At 53.6% G+C, this 14754-nt stretch carries 12 protein-coding genes; 10 read left to right on the top strand and 2 right to left on the bottom strand.

Annotation, left to right across the window (positions count from 1 at the left end; translation table 11 throughout):
• Window positions 1-43: 43 nt before the first annotated feature.
• Together glnD and map are read right to left on the bottom strand one after the other, a co-directional pair.
• Window positions 44-2698, bottom strand: a complete 2655-nt coding sequence (gene glnD / locus PZBJ_RS08125) for a bifunctional uridylyltransferase/uridylyl-removing protein GlnD (RefSeq protein WP_101762367.1) — start codon at window positions 2696-2698, stop codon at window positions 44-46.
• 70 nt (window positions 2699-2768) lie between these two features.
• Window positions 2769-3563: a type I methionyl aminopeptidase gene (gene map, locus PZBJ_RS08120; RefSeq protein ID WP_101762049.1), complete on the bottom strand. Its 795-nt coding sequence runs from the start codon at window positions 3561-3563 to the stop codon at window positions 2769-2771.
• 318 nt (window positions 3564-3881) lie between these two features.
• On the opposite strand from map, the gene rpsB reads away from it, so the two are divergent.
• The 10 genes from rpsB (at window position 3882) to PZBJ_RS08070 (ending at window position 14752) form a co-directional block, all read left to right on the top strand.
• Window positions 3882-4601 carry a 30S ribosomal protein S2 gene (gene rpsB, locus PZBJ_RS08115; RefSeq protein WP_007893898.1) on the top strand — a complete coding sequence of 240 codons (720 nt, stop codon included), beginning with the start codon at window positions 3882-3884 and terminating at the stop codon, window positions 4599-4601.
• Window positions 4602-4783: 182 nt separating this feature from the next.
• Window positions 4784-5635, top strand: a complete 852-nt coding sequence (gene tsf / locus PZBJ_RS08110; protein WP_101762048.1) for a translation elongation factor Ts — start codon at window positions 4784-4786, stop codon at window positions 5633-5635.
• 154 nt (window positions 5636-5789) lie between these two features.
• Window positions 5790-6515, top strand: coding sequence for a UMP kinase (pyrH, locus tag PZBJ_RS08105; protein WP_007893903.1), 726 nt, complete (start codon window positions 5790-5792; stop codon window positions 6513-6515).
• A 142-nt stretch (window positions 6516-6657) separates the two neighbouring features.
• Window positions 6658-7215, top strand: a complete 558-nt coding sequence (gene frr / locus PZBJ_RS08100; RefSeq protein WP_036649587.1) for a ribosome recycling factor — start codon at window positions 6658-6660, stop codon at window positions 7213-7215.
• Window positions 7216-7334: 119 nt separating this feature from the next.
• Complete coding sequence (gene ispC / locus PZBJ_RS08095) at window positions 7335-8537, top strand: 1-deoxy-D-xylulose-5-phosphate reductoisomerase (protein WP_206098209.1); 1203 nt, start codon at window positions 7335-7337, stop codon at window positions 8535-8537.
• A 165-nt stretch (window positions 8538-8702) separates the two neighbouring features.
• On the top strand, window positions 8703-9455 hold the full coding sequence (gene ispU / locus PZBJ_RS08090; RefSeq protein ID WP_007893909.1) for a (2E,6E)-farnesyl-diphosphate-specific ditrans,polycis-undecaprenyl-diphosphate synthase: 753 nt from the start codon (window positions 8703-8705) through the stop codon (window positions 9453-9455).
• 18 nt (window positions 9456-9473) lie between these two features.
• On the top strand, window positions 9474-10331 hold the full coding sequence (cdsA, locus tag PZBJ_RS08085; protein ID WP_101762046.1) for a phosphatidate cytidylyltransferase: 858 nt from the start codon (window positions 9474-9476) through the stop codon (window positions 10329-10331).
• Between the two features lie 12 nt (window positions 10332-10343).
• Complete coding sequence (gene rseP, locus PZBJ_RS08080) at window positions 10344-11693, top strand: sigma E protease regulator RseP (RefSeq protein ID WP_101762045.1); 1350 nt, start codon at window positions 10344-10346, stop codon at window positions 11691-11693.
• 51 nt (window positions 11694-11744) lie between these two features.
• Window positions 11745-14156, top strand: coding sequence for an outer membrane protein assembly factor BamA (bamA, locus tag PZBJ_RS08075; RefSeq protein WP_101762044.1), 2412 nt, complete (start codon window positions 11745-11747; stop codon window positions 14154-14156).
• Window positions 14157-14251: 95 nt separating this feature from the next.
• Window positions 14252-14752, top strand: coding sequence for an OmpH family outer membrane protein (locus tag PZBJ_RS08070; RefSeq protein ID WP_007893920.1), 501 nt, complete (start codon window positions 14252-14254; stop codon window positions 14750-14752).
• Window positions 14753-14754 lie beyond the last annotated feature (2 nt).

Raw genomic sequence — 14754 nt, 5'->3', positions numbered from 1 at the left:
CATCGCACTGGCACGGTAAATAAATTTGATTAATCGATTGCGGTCACACTTTATCGTTTGGATTAAGGGCCTCTGTCAACCTCTGTTGCAACACATTGCGCATTTCCACCCCAAGCGCACGCCGCTCGCTATCGGCGAGGATGAAAAGATCCTCAACCCGTTCACCAATCGTACTGATGCGTGCGCCGTGCAGCGACACGCCCAAATCGGCGAACACTTCACCCACGCGCGCCAGCAAGCCGGGCTGATCGAGCGCGACCAATTCCAGATAACTGCGGCGGTCGGTGTGCGTTGGCAGGAAATTGACTTCGGTATCGACACTGAAATGCTTGAGGCGCGCAGACTGGCGACGCGTACGCGGCGGAACCCATTCGTTTTGCGTGATGGCTTGTTCCAGCGCCTGAATGATCAGCGGATGGCGATCGGCGGCCAGCGGGCTGCCATCCGGCTCCAGCACAATAAAGGTGTCCATTGCCATGCCATCGCGACTGGTAAAGATCTGCGCATCATGCACGCTGAGATTGCGGCGATCCAACTCGCCGGCCACCGCAGCAAACAGGTGCGGACGATCCGGGCTCCAGATAAAGATCTCGGTACCGCCGCGCGTGGCCTGCGGGCTGACCAGCACCAGCGGTTTGTTGAGATCGTGATGAATTAAATGACGCGCATGCCAGGCGAGCTGATTCGGTGTGTGACGCAGGAAATAGTCGGCGCGGCAGCGGCTCCAGATATGGTGCAAACGCTCTTCGTCGAGGTTTTCCATCCGCAGCAGCGCCAGCGCTTGCAGACGATGATGGCGCACGCGCTCGCGCAGATCCGGGCTGTTTTCCATGCCGCGGCGCAGCTGTTTTTCGGTCGCGAAGAACAGCTCGCGCAACAGGCTCTGCTTCCAACTGTTCCACAAGCTTTCATTGGTGGCGCAGATATCGGAAACCGTCAGGCACGCCAGATAGCGTAAGCGATTTTCGTTCTGCATCACTTCGGCGAATTGCTGAATCACGGTGGGATCCTGAATATCGCGGCGCTGCGCGGTGACTGACATCAATAAATGATGGCGTACCAGCCAGGCAACCAGCTGCGTTTCGCGGGAGTTCAGTCCGTGTAGTTCGGCAAAGTCGAGCGCATCCTGCGCGCCGAGAATGGAGTGATCGCCGTTGCGGCCTTTGGCGATATCGTGCAGCAGCGCAGCCATCAGCAACAGTTCCGGCTGTGGCAGGCGCGGCCAGAGTTCAACGCACAGCGGATGCATCGGGCGCGTGGCTTCGTCGGCAAAACTCTCCAGCTTCTGCAGCACGCGGATGGTGTGCTCATCCACCGTGTAAGCGTGGAACAGATCGAACTGCATCTGACCGACGATGTTGCCCCACAGCGGCGTATAGGCCCATAACACGCTGTGACGATGCATCGGCACCAGCGCACGCTTAACCGCGCCAGGATGACGCAGAATCGCCATAAAGGTTTCACGCGCTTCAGGAATCTGACACAGCGGCTGCTTCAAATGGCGACGCGCATAGCGCAGCTGCCGTAGCGTGGTGGAGTAAATACCTTTGATGTTTTCGTTACGCACCATCACGTAGAACATACGCAGGATGGCTTGCGGCTCCCGCTCAAACAGCGTGAGATCGCGCAGGTCGATGAGGTCACCGCGAATCTGGAAATCGTCATCAATGTTGCGCGGTTTTTCAGTGGTCGACAGCGCCAGAATCGCTTCATCGAACAGCTGCAGCAGCATCTGATTGAGTTCGCCGATACGGCGCGTGACGCGGTAGAAGTCCTTCATCATGCGCTCAACCGGCTCATTGACTTCGCCTAGATAGTTGAGGCGTTGAGCGACGGTGAGTTGTCGATCAAACAGCAGACGATTGTCATAGCGTGGCAGCGTTAAGTGCAGCGCAAAGCGAATGCGCCACAAAAATTCCTGACACTCGTTGATTTCATTGCGTTCCGCTTCGGTGATAAAGCCGAAACCAACCATCTCATCCATGGTGGTGGCGCCAAAGTGACGACGCGCCACCCATTGCAGCGTGTGTATGTCGCGCAGGCCGCCGGGGCTGCTTTTGATATCCGGTTCAAGGTTGTAGCTGGTGCCGTGATAGCGCTGGTGGCGCTCCTGTTGCTCTTCAATTTTGGCGGCGAAGAAGCGCGACGACGGCCAGAAACCATCGCTGAAGATGTTCTTTTGCAGTTCGAGAAACAGCGCCACATCGCCAGTGAGCATGCGCGATTCGATCAGGTTGGTGGCGACCGTAAGATCGGATAAGCCTTCCAGCAGGCACTCTTCCAGCGTACGTACGCTGTGCCCGACTTCCAGCTTCAAATCCCACATCAGCGTTAGCAGCTCGCTGGTGCGCTGCGCGGCTGTGTCGTCCAGCGGCTGGCGGCTGAGGATCAGCACATCAATATCGGAGAGCGGATGCAGTTCGCCGCGACCATAACCGCCAACGGCAACCAGTGCGATCTCCTTCATCTGGTCGAAACCAAAGAAGCGCCACAGACGACGCAATAAGCGGTCGATAAACAGCGTGCGGGCATCAATCAGAGATTCAATATCGGTGCCCGCATCAAATGCAATGCCCAGGTGCTGCTGGAATTGCTCAAGATAGTGTTTGAGCTTGTCGCGCGTCAGGGCGTCATCGGGCCAGCTGGCGGGGGAATCGGTCAGGCCTTTGTGTACTGCTTCGGTCACGCTACCACTCATCAACATGCCTCTTCATTACGCACATAAAAAAGGCCAGCGATAAGCCGGCCTGGTACTGTTAGCGAGATGATTACGCGACGTTTTCAAGCACCGCTGGAAGGGTGTCGTCTTCACGCAGCGTCAGAATCTCACAGCCGTTTTCTGTCACCACAATAGTATGCTCATACTGCGCGGACAAGCTGCGATCTTTGGTTTTCACGGTCCAGCCATCCTTCATGGTGCGGATGCGGTAATCACCGGCATTGACCATCGGTTCGATGGTGAAGGTCATGCCTGCTTGCAACACCACGCCGCTATCATCCGCGTCGTAATGCAGTACCTGCGGCTCTTCGTGGAAGCCTTTGCCGATGCCGTGACCGCAATACTCGCGCACCACCGAAAAATCCTGTGCTTCGACATACTGCTGAATCGCGCGGCCCAGTTCACGCAGACGAATACCCGGTTTCACCAGACGCAGCGCGATATAGAGACTTTCCTGAGTAACGCGACACAGGCGCTCGCCCTGAATGGTGGCTTTACCGACGATGAACATTTTTGAGGTATCGCCGTGATACTCATCTTTGATCACCGTGACATCGACGTTAACCACGTCGCCATCCTTCAGCACGCGATCGTCGCTCGGAATACCGTGACATACCACTTCATTCACCGAAATACACACCGATTTCGGGAAGCCGTGATAGCCGAGGCAGGCGGAAATCGCCTGCTGCTTCTGCGTGATGTGTTCGTGGCAGAGACGATCCAGTTCACCGGTGGTGACGCCAGGCACCACGTGCGGGGCAATCATCTCCAGCACTTCAGCGGCAAGGCGGCCCGCCACGCGCATTTTTTCGATTTCTTCAGGGGTTTTAATTGAAATAGCCATTAAATTAATCCGCAATCGTCGAATTTTTCGACAATAATGAGTTCTGTGGCAGTCATGTTAGCAGCCAGCAAAAGGGCTGCCAAATGGCGATTGTCTGCGCCTGCGGCGCTCAACTACTATTGGCGTATTCCTGCGCATTGTGGTATAAAGCGCGCCGACGATTCTCTGTCACCGACGTTTGGCTGGCAGGAAACGCATAAAACTCATTATGTGTACTAAAACACACATGTATCGACACATACGCCGGGGTGCCTTGAAAGAGGTCGGTCGTATGGGATACATGGAGGCCCAACCCCAAATCAAACTTTAGAGGTAATCATGGCAACTGTTTCAATGCGCGACATGCTCAAGGCTGGTGTTCACTTTGGTCACCAGACCCGTTACTGGAACCCGAAAATGAAGCCATTCATCTTCGGCGCACGTAACAAGGTTCACATCATCAACCTCGAGCAGACTGTGCCAATGTTCAACGACGCTCTGGCTGAGTTGAAAAAGATCTCTTCCCGTAAAGGTAAGATCCTGATCGTTGGTACTAAGCGCGCTGCTGCCGAAGCGGTAAAAGAGTCAGCTCTGAGCTGCGACCAGTTCTTCGTAAACCACCGCTGGTTGGGTGGCATGCTGACTAACTGGAAAACCGTTCGTCAGTCAATCAAACGCCTGAAAGATCTTGAGTCTCAGTCTCAGGACGGTACTTTCGACAAACTGACCAAGAAAGAAGCGCTGATGCGCACTCGCGAACTGGCCAAGCTGGAAAACAGCCTGGGCGGTATCAAAGATATGGGCGGTCTGCCGGATGCACTGTTCGTTGTTGACGCTGATCACGAGCACATCGCTATCAAAGAAGCAAACAACCTGGGTATCCCAGTATTTGCTATCGTTGATACCAACTCTGATCCAGACGGCGTTGACTTCGTTATCCCAGGTAACGACGATGCGATCCGTGCTGTAAGCCTGTACCTGACTGCCGTTGCCACTACCGTGCGCGAAGGCCGTTCACAGGATCTGGCTGAGCAGGCTGAAGAAGCTGCTGAAGCTTAATAAGGTTCGCTCTTTCTAAGAGCCCTTAGACATCAGATGTTATCTGTTAAGGGGGCCGTTCAGGCCCCTTTATTTTATCTAAGTCTGTCACGCTCACTACAGAGCGAGCGGGGCAGAGTAAATTTTCCGCAACAAGTTTCTGACAGTGTGTGAGCACACAGAGACGAATCGAGGATTCTGGAATGGCTGATATTACCGCTGCATTGGTAAAAGAACTGCGTGAGCGTACTGGCGCAGGCATGATGGACTGCAAAAAAGCGCTGACCGAAGCGAACGGCGACATCGAGCTGGCGATTGAGAACATGCGCAAATCTGGCGCAATCAAAGCTGCTAAGAAAGCAGGCAACGTTGCTGCTGATGGCGTGATCAAAACCAAAATCGCTGACGGCTTCGCGGCGATCCTGGAAGTAAACTGCCAGACCGACTTCGTTGCAAAAGATGGCGGTTTCCAGGCGTTCGCTGACAAGGTTCTGGATGCAGCTGTCGCTGGCAAAGTTACCGATGTGGAAGTTCTGAAAGCGCAGTTCGAAGAAGAACGCGTAGCGCTGGTTACGAAAATCGGTGAGAACATCAACATCCGTCGTATTGCTATCCTGGAAGGCGCTGAGCTGAACAGCTATCAGCATGGCGCACGTATCGGTGTGGTTGTTTCTACCACCGGTGCTGACGAAGAACTGAGCAAGCAAGTTGCTATGCACATCGCTGCGAGCAAGCCAGAATTCGTTAAGCCAGAAGACGTGTCTGCAGACGTGGTTGAGAAAGAGTACCAGGTCCAGCTGGATATCGCCATGCAGTCTGGCAAGCCAAAAGAAATCGCAGAGAAAATGGTTGAAGGCCGCATGAAGAAATTCACCGGCGAAGTTTCTCTGACCGGTCAGGCTTTCGTTATCGACCCAAGCAAAACCGTTGGCCAGGCGTTGAAAGAGAAAAACGCTGACGTCATCAACTTCATCCGCTTCGAAGTGGGCGAAGGCATTGAGAAAGTTGAAGCTGACTTCGCAGCAGAAGTTGCTGCAATGTCCAAACAGTCTTAATGGTCCGAAAGAACCGCCACAAGGCGGTTCTTTTTTGTCTGCGATTTAGTGCAGCACTTTCAGTCTCATCCCAATAGCTTTTCTCGCGGGCTTTGCGGATGATCGACCAGATTTTACTTCTCCTTTTCATCATATCTTCCAGGAAGAACTGACCATGGCGACCAACGCAAAACCTGTATATCAACGTATCCTGCTAAAACTGAGTGGCGAAGCACTGCAAGGTGCCGAAGGTTTTGGCATCGACGCGAGCGTGCTTGACCGCATGGCGCAAGAGGTGAAAGAGCTGGTTGAGCTGGGCATTCAGGTGGGTGTGGTTATTGGTGGCGGTAACCTGTTCCGCGGCGCAGGTCTGGCCCAGGCGGGCATGAACCGTGTGGTCGGCGACCATATGGGCATGCTGGCAACAGTGATGAATGGCCTGGCAATGCGTGACGCGCTGCACCGTGCGTATGTCAATGCGCGCTTGATGTCAGCGATTCCGCTGAACGGCGTGTGTGATAACTACAGCTGGGCAGAAGCGATCAGCCTGCTGCGTAATAACCGCGTCGTGATCTTCGCGGCCGGTACCGGCAACCCGTTCTTTACCACTGACTCTGCAGCCTGCCTGCGCGGCATCGAAATCGAAGCCGACGTGGTACTGAAAGCCACCAAAGTAGACGGCGTCTACTCTGAAGATCCGGTGAAAAACCCGGATGCCACGCTGTATGACCAACTGAGCTATGCAGAAGTGTTGGATAAAGAGCTTAAAGTGATGGATCTCGCCGCCTTTACGCTGGCGCGTGACCACAAGCTGCCTATCCGCGTCTTCAACATGAACAAGCCTGGCGCATTGCGTCGCGTCGTGATGGGTGAAAAAGAAGGCACCCTGATTACGCATTAATACCCGACGCGCGTTAAAATAAGGTATATTCTTTTGCCGCGATGCTCTGACATCGCGCAGCAATTAGGATGATCGATGTTTATCGATACCGCTTCCGGTTAGCCCGGAAATGGCCAGGTCAACCGAATTCAAGGGTTTCAACGTGATTAACGACATTAAAAAAGATGCAGACACGCGCATGGAAAAATGTGTGGATGCATTTAAAAACAACATCAGCAAAATCCGCACCGGCCGTGCTTCGCCTTCACTGCTCGACGGCATTGTGGTTCCTTATTACGGTACGCCAACGCCGCTGCGCCAGCTGGCTAGCGTGACGGTTGAGGATTCACGTACGTTGAAAATCAACGTATTTGATCGCTCGCTGAGCGCTGCGGTTGAGAAAGCGATTATGACGTCTGATTTGGGTCTGAACCCAAGCTCAGCCGGTAGCGATATTCGTGTGCCGCTGCCAGCGCTGACCGAAGAGCGTCGTAAAGACCTGATCAAGATCGTACGTGGCGAAGCAGAGCAGGGCCGTGTTTCCGTGCGTAACGTCCGCCGTGACGCCAACGATAAGATCAAAGCGCTGCTGAAAGACAAAGAGATCAGCGAAGACGACGAACGTCGTACGCAGGACGAGATCCAGAAAATGACCGATGCGCACATCAAGAGTGTTGATGCCGCATTGGCCGATAAAGAAAAGGAACTGATGGACTTCTAATTCCATCAACTGCTTTTCAAAACGCCGTTCAGAGACGAGACGTGTTCGACTCTGGCGGCGTTTTACATTGTGTCCGGCGCTGTTGCGGACACTCTCCACGACTTCACAGGGATAGCATGATGAAGCGATTAACTCTGCTGGGATCGACCGGCTCCATTGGTACCAGCACGCTGGCGGTGATTGCCGCCAATCCTGAACTTTATCAGGTGACCGCGCTGGTGGCTGGCCAGAATGTGGCGTTGATGGCTGAACAATGCCTGCAATTCCAACCGCGCTATGCCGCGATGTCCGACGAGATTTCCGCACAAGCGCTGCGTGAGCGACTGAAAGCACTCAACGTTAATACCGAAGTGCTCTCCGGCGTTCAGGCAGCCTGCGAATTGGCCGCGCTGGATGACGTGGATCAGGTGATGGCGGCGATTGTTGGCGCCTCAGGTTTACAGCCCACCATGGCGGCGATTCGCGCCGGTAAAACCGTGCTGCTGGCCAACAAAGAGTCGCTTGTCACATGCGGCCGTCTGTTTATGGAGGCGGTACGCCAACATCAGGTGCAATTGCTGCCGGTCGATAGCGAGCACAACGCCATTTTTCAGAGTTTACCCGCTTCCATACAGCATCAGTTGGGGTACGCTGATCTGCGGGGAAACGGCATCGAGTCGATTCTCCTTACGGGATCGGGTGGTCCTTTTCGTGACACGCCATTAGCGGATTTAGCCGGTATGTCGCCGGATCAGGCTTGTGCGCATCCGAACTGGTCAATGGGGCGTAAAATTTCCGTTGATTCGGCCACCATGATGAATAAAGGTCTTGAATACATTGAAGCCCGCTGGCTGTTTAATGCGACTGACGCGCAGATGGAGGTGATCCTGCATCCGCAGTCGGTTATCCATTCGATGGTGCGTTATTGCGACGGCAGCGTGCTGGCGCAACTGGGCTCTCCGGATATGCGGACGCCTATTGCGCACAGCATGGCATGGCCAGCACGTATTTCTGCGGGCGTAACGCCGCTCGACTTCACGCGCATGAAGTCGTTGACGTTTTCCGAGCCGGACTACGAGCGCTATCCCTGCCTGAAGCTTGCGATTGATGCCTGTGCCACAGGTCAGGCCGCTACGACATCGCTGAATGCAGCGAATGAAGTGGCGGTGGCAGCTTTTCTGCAGCACCAGATTCGCTTTACCGATATCGCCGCCATCAACAGCGAAGTGCTGGCGTCCCTGAGTTGTCAGGAGCCGGGCAGCATTGACGAGGTGATGGAGATCGATCGGTTAGCGCGCGTGCGTGCCAATGAATTGTTACCGCGCTTTCGTTTAGCAGGTTGATAGTTCCCGCTATTTGTTCGCTCTGGGTGAAAATGGTATAGTCGCTCGCTCGCGTTTCACAGCCGACATTGTTTCGATGTCATCTGGCGTGTTTGCCGGAGTTTGCTGCAGGCGCAATGTATTCAGAAACCACAGCATTTCTGATGAAAGGAATTATTACGCGTTATGTCGTCCAACAATCACAACACAATCGATGACGAGTCGTACTGCACGCCACGTCACGTGGCCATCATTATGGATGGTAATGGTCGCTGGGCAAAAAATCAGGGCAAACTGCGTATTTCAGGCCACAAAGCCGGGGTAAAATCAGTACGCCGGGCTGTCAGCTTTGCGGTTAGCCATAAACTGGAAGCGCTCACGCTTTATGCGTTCAGCAGTGAAAACTGGAGCCGTCCGATTCAGGAAGTGACAGCGTTAATGGAGTTGTTTGTCTGGGCGCTCGACAGCGAAGTCAAAAGCCTGCACAAACACAATGTGCGTCTGCGCATTATTGGCGATATCAGTCGTTTCAATAACCGAATTCAGGAACGCATTCGCCGCGCCGAGGAACTGACTCAGCAAAATAATGGACTGACCCTAAACATTGCTGCCAACTATGGCGGCCGTTGGGATATTATCCAGGGTGCCAGAAAATTGGCCGAACAGGTTCAGGAAGGTTTACTGCGTCCTGACCAGATTACCGAAGAAAGCCTGGCTCCGTATCTGTGTATGCAGGAGCTGGCGCCAGTGGATTTAGTGATAAGGACCGGGGGAGAGCATCGGATTAGCAACTTCCTGCTGTGGCAAATCGCCTATGCTGAGTTTTGGTTTACCGATGTTCTTTGGCCTGATTTTGATGAAAACGTTTTTGAAGGTGCACTGAATGCATTCTCTACGCGGGAGCGACGCTATGGCGGTACTGCACCAGGCGGCGCCTAAGCAATTTGGGGGTAACCTTTGCTGAAGTCTCGTCTGATTACCGCGTTAATTTTGATTCCGCTGGTGATCGCTGCACTGTTCTGGTTACCCCTGTCCGGTTTTGCGATTATCACTATCATCATCTGCATGCTTGCCGCCTGGGAATGGGGGCAGTTTGCCGGCATGAAAACGCGTCAGCAACGTATCTGGCTGGCCGTGCTTTGCGGCCTGTTGCTGTCCGCGATGCTCTTTACCCTTGAACCCTATCAACGCAATCTGCACCAATTCCAGATGGAAGGCTCGCTCTGGGCATCGCTGTTGTGGTGGATTGTCGCGCTCATCTTAGTACTGTTCTATCCCGCTTCTGCCGCGTTGTGGCGTCACTCACGTACGCTGCGCCTGCTGTTTGGCGTGCTCACCTTGATTCCGTTCTTCTGGGGCATGATGGCGCTGCGTCAGTATCATTACGATACTGACCATTTCGCCGGCGCATGGTGGCTGCTGTTCGTGATGTTCCTTGTCTGGGGCGCAGATTCCGGTGCTTACATGTTTGGTCGCCTGTTTGGCAAACACAAGCTGGCACCGAAAGTCTCTCCGGGTAAAACCTGGGAAGGTTTCTTCGGCGGCCTATTGTCATCTGCCATTATCGCCTGGCTGTTTGCTCTGCTGGCACCGCTTTCGGTGGCGCCGGGCACGCTAATTATCTGTGCGGTGATTGCGACGCTGGCATCGGTATTGGGCGACCTGACTGAAAGTATGTTCAAGCGTGAAGCGGGCATTAAAGACAGCGGTAACTTGATTCCGGGGCACGGTGGTATTCTCGATCGTATTGATAGCCTGACTGCTGCGGTGCCGGTGTTTGCCTGCCTGCTGCTGTTGGTGTTTCGCACCCTCTGAGGATAGCTGGCGATGTTGAGTATACTCTGGAGTTTTGCCGCCTTTATCGTGGCGCTTGGCGTGCTAATTACCGTGCACGAGTTTGGCCATTTCTGGGTGGCGCGCCGCTGCGGTGTTAAAGTTGAACGTTTCTCGATTGGCTTTGGTAAAGCGCTGTGGCGTCGCAGCGATCGTCAGGGCACCGAATATGTCATCGCGCTGATCCCTCTTGGCGGCTACGTCAAAATGCTCGACGAACGCGTTGAAAGCGTTCCCGCCGAGCTGCGTCATCAAGCCTTCAACAACAAAACCGTGCTGCAGCGTGCTTCGATTATCGCAGCCGGTCCTATCGCCAACTTCATCTTCGCCATCTTTGCTTACTGGGTCGTGTTTATTCACGGCGTGCCAGGTGTGCGTCCTGTGGTTGGTGAAATTCTGAACGGTTCCGTCGCTGCCGAAGCGCAAATTACCTCCGGCATGGAACTTAAAGCGGTAGATGGTATCGAAACGCCTGATTGGGATGCTGTGCGTATGGCGCTGATCGGTAAAATCGGCGACAGCGATGCCACGCTTACCGTCTCGCAATTTGGCGAAGAAGCCACGCAGCAAAAGCAATTAAATTTGCGCGATTGGCAATTTGAGCCTGATAAACAGGATCCGGTGGTCGCTTTAGGTATTCGTCCACGTGGGCCGCAGATTGAAACGACCTTAGCCGAAGTTCAGGCAAACTCACCGGCAAGCAATGCTGGTTTGCAAGCGGGCGATAGGATCGTTAAAGTCGATGGTCAGCCATTGTCACAGTGGCAGGCTTTTGCGGCACAGGTGCGGGATAATCCGGGCAAAAACATGGCGCTAGATATCGAGCGCAACGGCGAACCTGTGGCGTTGACGTTAACGCCGGAAGCGAAACCGGGCAATGAAGCGGAAGGCTTCGCGGGTGTCATCCCGCGTGTGATTCCGCTGCCTGATGAGTACAAAACGGTAAGGCAGTATGGACCTTTTGCGGCGATCGGCGAAGCCAGTGTAAAAACCTGGCAGTTGATGAAGCTAACAGTCTCCATGCTGGGCAAGTTGATAATCGGGGATGTGAAGCTGAATAACCTGAGCGGGCCGATTTCGATCGCGCAGGGTGCCGGGTTATCAGCTGAGTACGGGGTGATTTATTACCTGATGTTCCTGGCGCTGATCAGCGTCAACCTGGGCATCATTAACCTGTTCCCTCTGCCGGTTTTAGATGGTGGTCACCTGCTCTTTCTGGCGATCGAAAAGATCAAAGGTGGACCGGTGTCCGAGCGAGTTCAGGACTTTAGTTATCGCATTGGCTCAATATTGCTAGTGCTGTTAATGGGGCTTGCACTTTTCAATGATTTCTCACGTCTGTAATAGCTGGAACGCATACAGGCGCGGGATGTGTTAGGAAAACGCATAACAACGATGGCGATGAAAAAGTTGCTCATAGCGTCGCTGCTGTTTAGCAGCGCCACCGTTTACGGTGCAGACGATTTCGTAGTGAAGGACATTCATTTCGAAGGTCTCCAGCGAGTCGCCGTCGGCGCGGCTCTGCTCAGCATGCCGGTACGTGTCGGTGATACGGTGAATGACGATGATGTCAGAAACACCATTCGCTCACTGTTCGCCACCGGTAACTTTGAAGATGTGCAGGTTCTGCGTGACGGTACAACCCTGATTGTTCAGGTGAAAGAGCGTCCAACCATTGCCAACATCACTTTCTCCGGCAACAAAGCGGTGAAAGAAGATCAGCTGAAACAGAACCTCGAAGCCTCTGGCGTGCGCGTTGGCGAAGCGCTGGACCGCACCACGCTCTCTTCAATCGAGAAGGGTCTGGAAGACTTCTACTACAGCGTCGGTAAATACACCGCCAGCGTCAAAGCGATTGCTACGCCGCTGCCGCGCAACCGTGTGGATCTGAAATTCGTCTTCCAGGAAGGCGTTTCAGCGCAGATCCAGCAGATCAACATCGTCGGTAATAAAGCATTTACCTCTGACGAACTGATCTCGCGCTTCTCACTGCGTGACGAAGTGCCATGGTGGAACGTGGTGGGCGATCGTAAATACCAGAAACAGAAGTTAGCGGGCGATCTCGAAACCCTGCGCAGCTTCTATCTGGATCGCGGTTATGCGCGTTTCAACATCGATTCCACGCAGGTGAGCCTGACGCCAGATAAGAAAGGCATCTACATCACCGTGAACATTAACGAAGGCGATCAGTACAAGATTGCTGGCGTGATCGTGAACGGCAGCATGGCGGGCCATTCTGCTGAAATCGAAAAGATGACCAGGATTCCATCGGGTGAGCTGTATAACGGCACCAAAGTCACCCAGATGGAAGATGACATTAAGAAATTGCTGGGACGCTACGGTTACGCCTATCCGCGCGTAATGACGCAGCCAGAAATCAACGATGCTGATAAAACCGTCAAGCTGCATATCAACGTGGATGCGGGCAACCGTTACTACGTGCGTAAAGTGCGCTTTGAAGGTAACGACACCTCAAAAGATTCCGTACTGCGCCGTGAAATGCGTCAGATGGAAGGTGCCTGGTTGGGCAGCGATCTCGTCGATCAGGGTAAAGAGCGTCTGAATCGTACCGGTTACTTCGAAACCGTGGATGTGGATACGCAACGTGTTCCGGGTGCGCCGGATCAGGTTGATGTCGTCTACAAGGTGAAAGAGCGTAACACCGGTACTTTCAACTTTGGTGTCGGTTACGGTACTGAAAGTGGCGTCAGCTTCCAGGTGGGCGTGACCCAGGAAAACTGGCTCGGCACCGGTAACACTGTAGGCATCAGCGGTACCAAAAACGATTACCAGACCTATGCTGAGTTCTCACTGACCGATCCGTACTTCACGGTCGACGGCGTGAGCCTTGGCGGTCGTTTGTTCTACAACGACTTTAAAGCCGATAATGCGGATCTGTCTGACTATACCAACAAAAGTTATGGTCTCGACGGTACGCTAGGCTTCCCGGTCAATGAAAATAACACGCTGCGTGTTGGTTTAGGTTATGTGCATAACGACCTGTCCAACATGCGTCCTCAGGTTGCGATGTGGCGTTATCTGGATTCGGTCGGTCGCCATCAGGGCTTGAACGATGACGGTGATTTCTCTGCAGATGATTTCACCTTCAACTACGGTTGGACCTATAACACTTTAGACCGCGGCTTCTTCCCTACGCGCGGTAACCGTACCAACCTGAACGGTAAAGTGACGATTCCAGGCTCTGATAATGCGTTCTATAAAGCGACATTGGATAGCCAGCAATATGTACCGCTGAACCGCGATGGTACGTGGGTGGTGTTAGGCCGTGGCCGTGTAGGATATGGTGACGGACTTAATGGAAAAGAGATGCCGTTCTATGAGAACTTCTACGGCGGTGGTTCGAGCACGGTTCGTGGCTTCCAGTCCAACACCATTGGTCCTAAAGCTGCGTACCTGAACGATGGCTCGTCAAACTGTAATATCTCTGATCCAAACGGCGTCTGTAAGTCGGACGATGCGGTCGGTGGTAACGCCATGGCGATTGCCAGCCTGGAGCTGATTACGCCAACGCCGTTCCTGAGCGAGAAGTATGCGAATTCCGTGCGTACCTCGGTGTTTATGGATGCCGGTACCGTTTGGGATACCAAATGGCAGAACACTGCGGAAACACGCGCGGCGGGTGTGCCAGATTACAGCGATCCTAATAACATTCGCGTCTCTGCCGGTGTGGCACTGCAGTGGATGTCACCGTTAGGGCCGCTGGTCTTCTCATACGCCCAGCCGATGAAGAAAGTCGAGGGAGACAAGTCAGAGCAATTCCAGTTTAACATTGGTAAAACCTGGTAAGGCTCTGAGCAGGGAAGTGAAAATACCGTCTTGCACGCGTGCTGCCTGATAATGCGGCACGCTGCAAACACACACGTTGAGGTAAGGAGTTTATAGTGAAAAAGTTGTTCTGTGCTGCTGCTCTGGGTGTTGCATTAGCTGCTTCTGCGGGTGCCCAAGCGGCTGATAAAGTTGCCGTCGTTAACCTGAGCCAGGTTTTCCAGCAGTCTCCGCAGCGTGCCGCTGTTGCTAAACAGCTTGAAGGTGAATTCCAGAGCCGCGCCTCTGACCTCCAGTCTCAGCAGCAGAAGATCCAGCAAGAAATTCAGGATCTGCAGCGTAATGCATCGACCATGAAAGCGAGCGACCGCACCAAGAAAGAGAAGCAAATTTCTTCTGAGCGTGCTGCCTTTGAACAAAAAGCACAGGCTTTTGACAAAGACAACCAAACTCGTCAGATGCAGGAGCGTAACAAGCTGCTGGCTAAAATCCAGACCGCTGTTCAGTCTGTAGCGAAAAGCGAAGGTTACGATCTGGTTCTGGACTCTCAGGCCGTGCTGTACTCTTCTTCTGATGCTAAAGACATCACTGCTGACGTTGTAAAACAGGTTAAATAATT

Source organism: Pantoea endophytica, assembly GCF_002858935.1.
Taxonomy (GTDB): domain Bacteria; phylum Pseudomonadota; class Gammaproteobacteria; order Enterobacterales; family Enterobacteriaceae; genus Pantoea; species Pantoea leporis.
The sequence above is the reverse complement of the archived record's forward strand: the minus strand, read 5'-3'. Positions and strand labels throughout refer to the sequence as shown.

Coding starts and splice junctions, on each gene's coding strand:
- glnD (WP_101762367.1), bottom strand. CDS start 2,698: ATGAGTGGTAGCGTGACCGAAGCAGTACACAAAGGCCTGACCGATTCC.
- map (WP_101762049.1), bottom strand. CDS start 3,563: ATGGCTATTTCAATTAAAACCCCTGAAGAAATCGAAAAAATGCGCGTG.
- rpsB (WP_007893898.1), top strand. CDS start 3,882: ATGGCAACTGTTTCAATGCGCGACATGCTCAAGGCTGGTGTTCACTTT.
- tsf (WP_101762048.1), top strand. CDS start 4,784: ATGGCTGATATTACCGCTGCATTGGTAAAAGAACTGCGTGAGCGTACT.
- pyrH (WP_007893903.1), top strand. CDS start 5,790: ATGGCGACCAACGCAAAACCTGTATATCAACGTATCCTGCTAAAACTG.
- ispC (WP_206098209.1), top strand. CDS start 7,335: ATGAAGCGATTAACTCTGCTGGGATCGACCGGCTCCATTGGTACCAGC.
- ispU (WP_007893909.1), top strand. CDS start 8,703: ATGTCGTCCAACAATCACAACACAATCGATGACGAGTCGTACTGCACG.
- rseP (WP_101762045.1), top strand. CDS start 10,344: ATGTTGAGTATACTCTGGAGTTTTGCCGCCTTTATCGTGGCGCTTGGC.
- bamA (WP_101762044.1), top strand. CDS start 11,745: ATGGCGATGAAAAAGTTGCTCATAGCGTCGCTGCTGTTTAGCAGCGCC.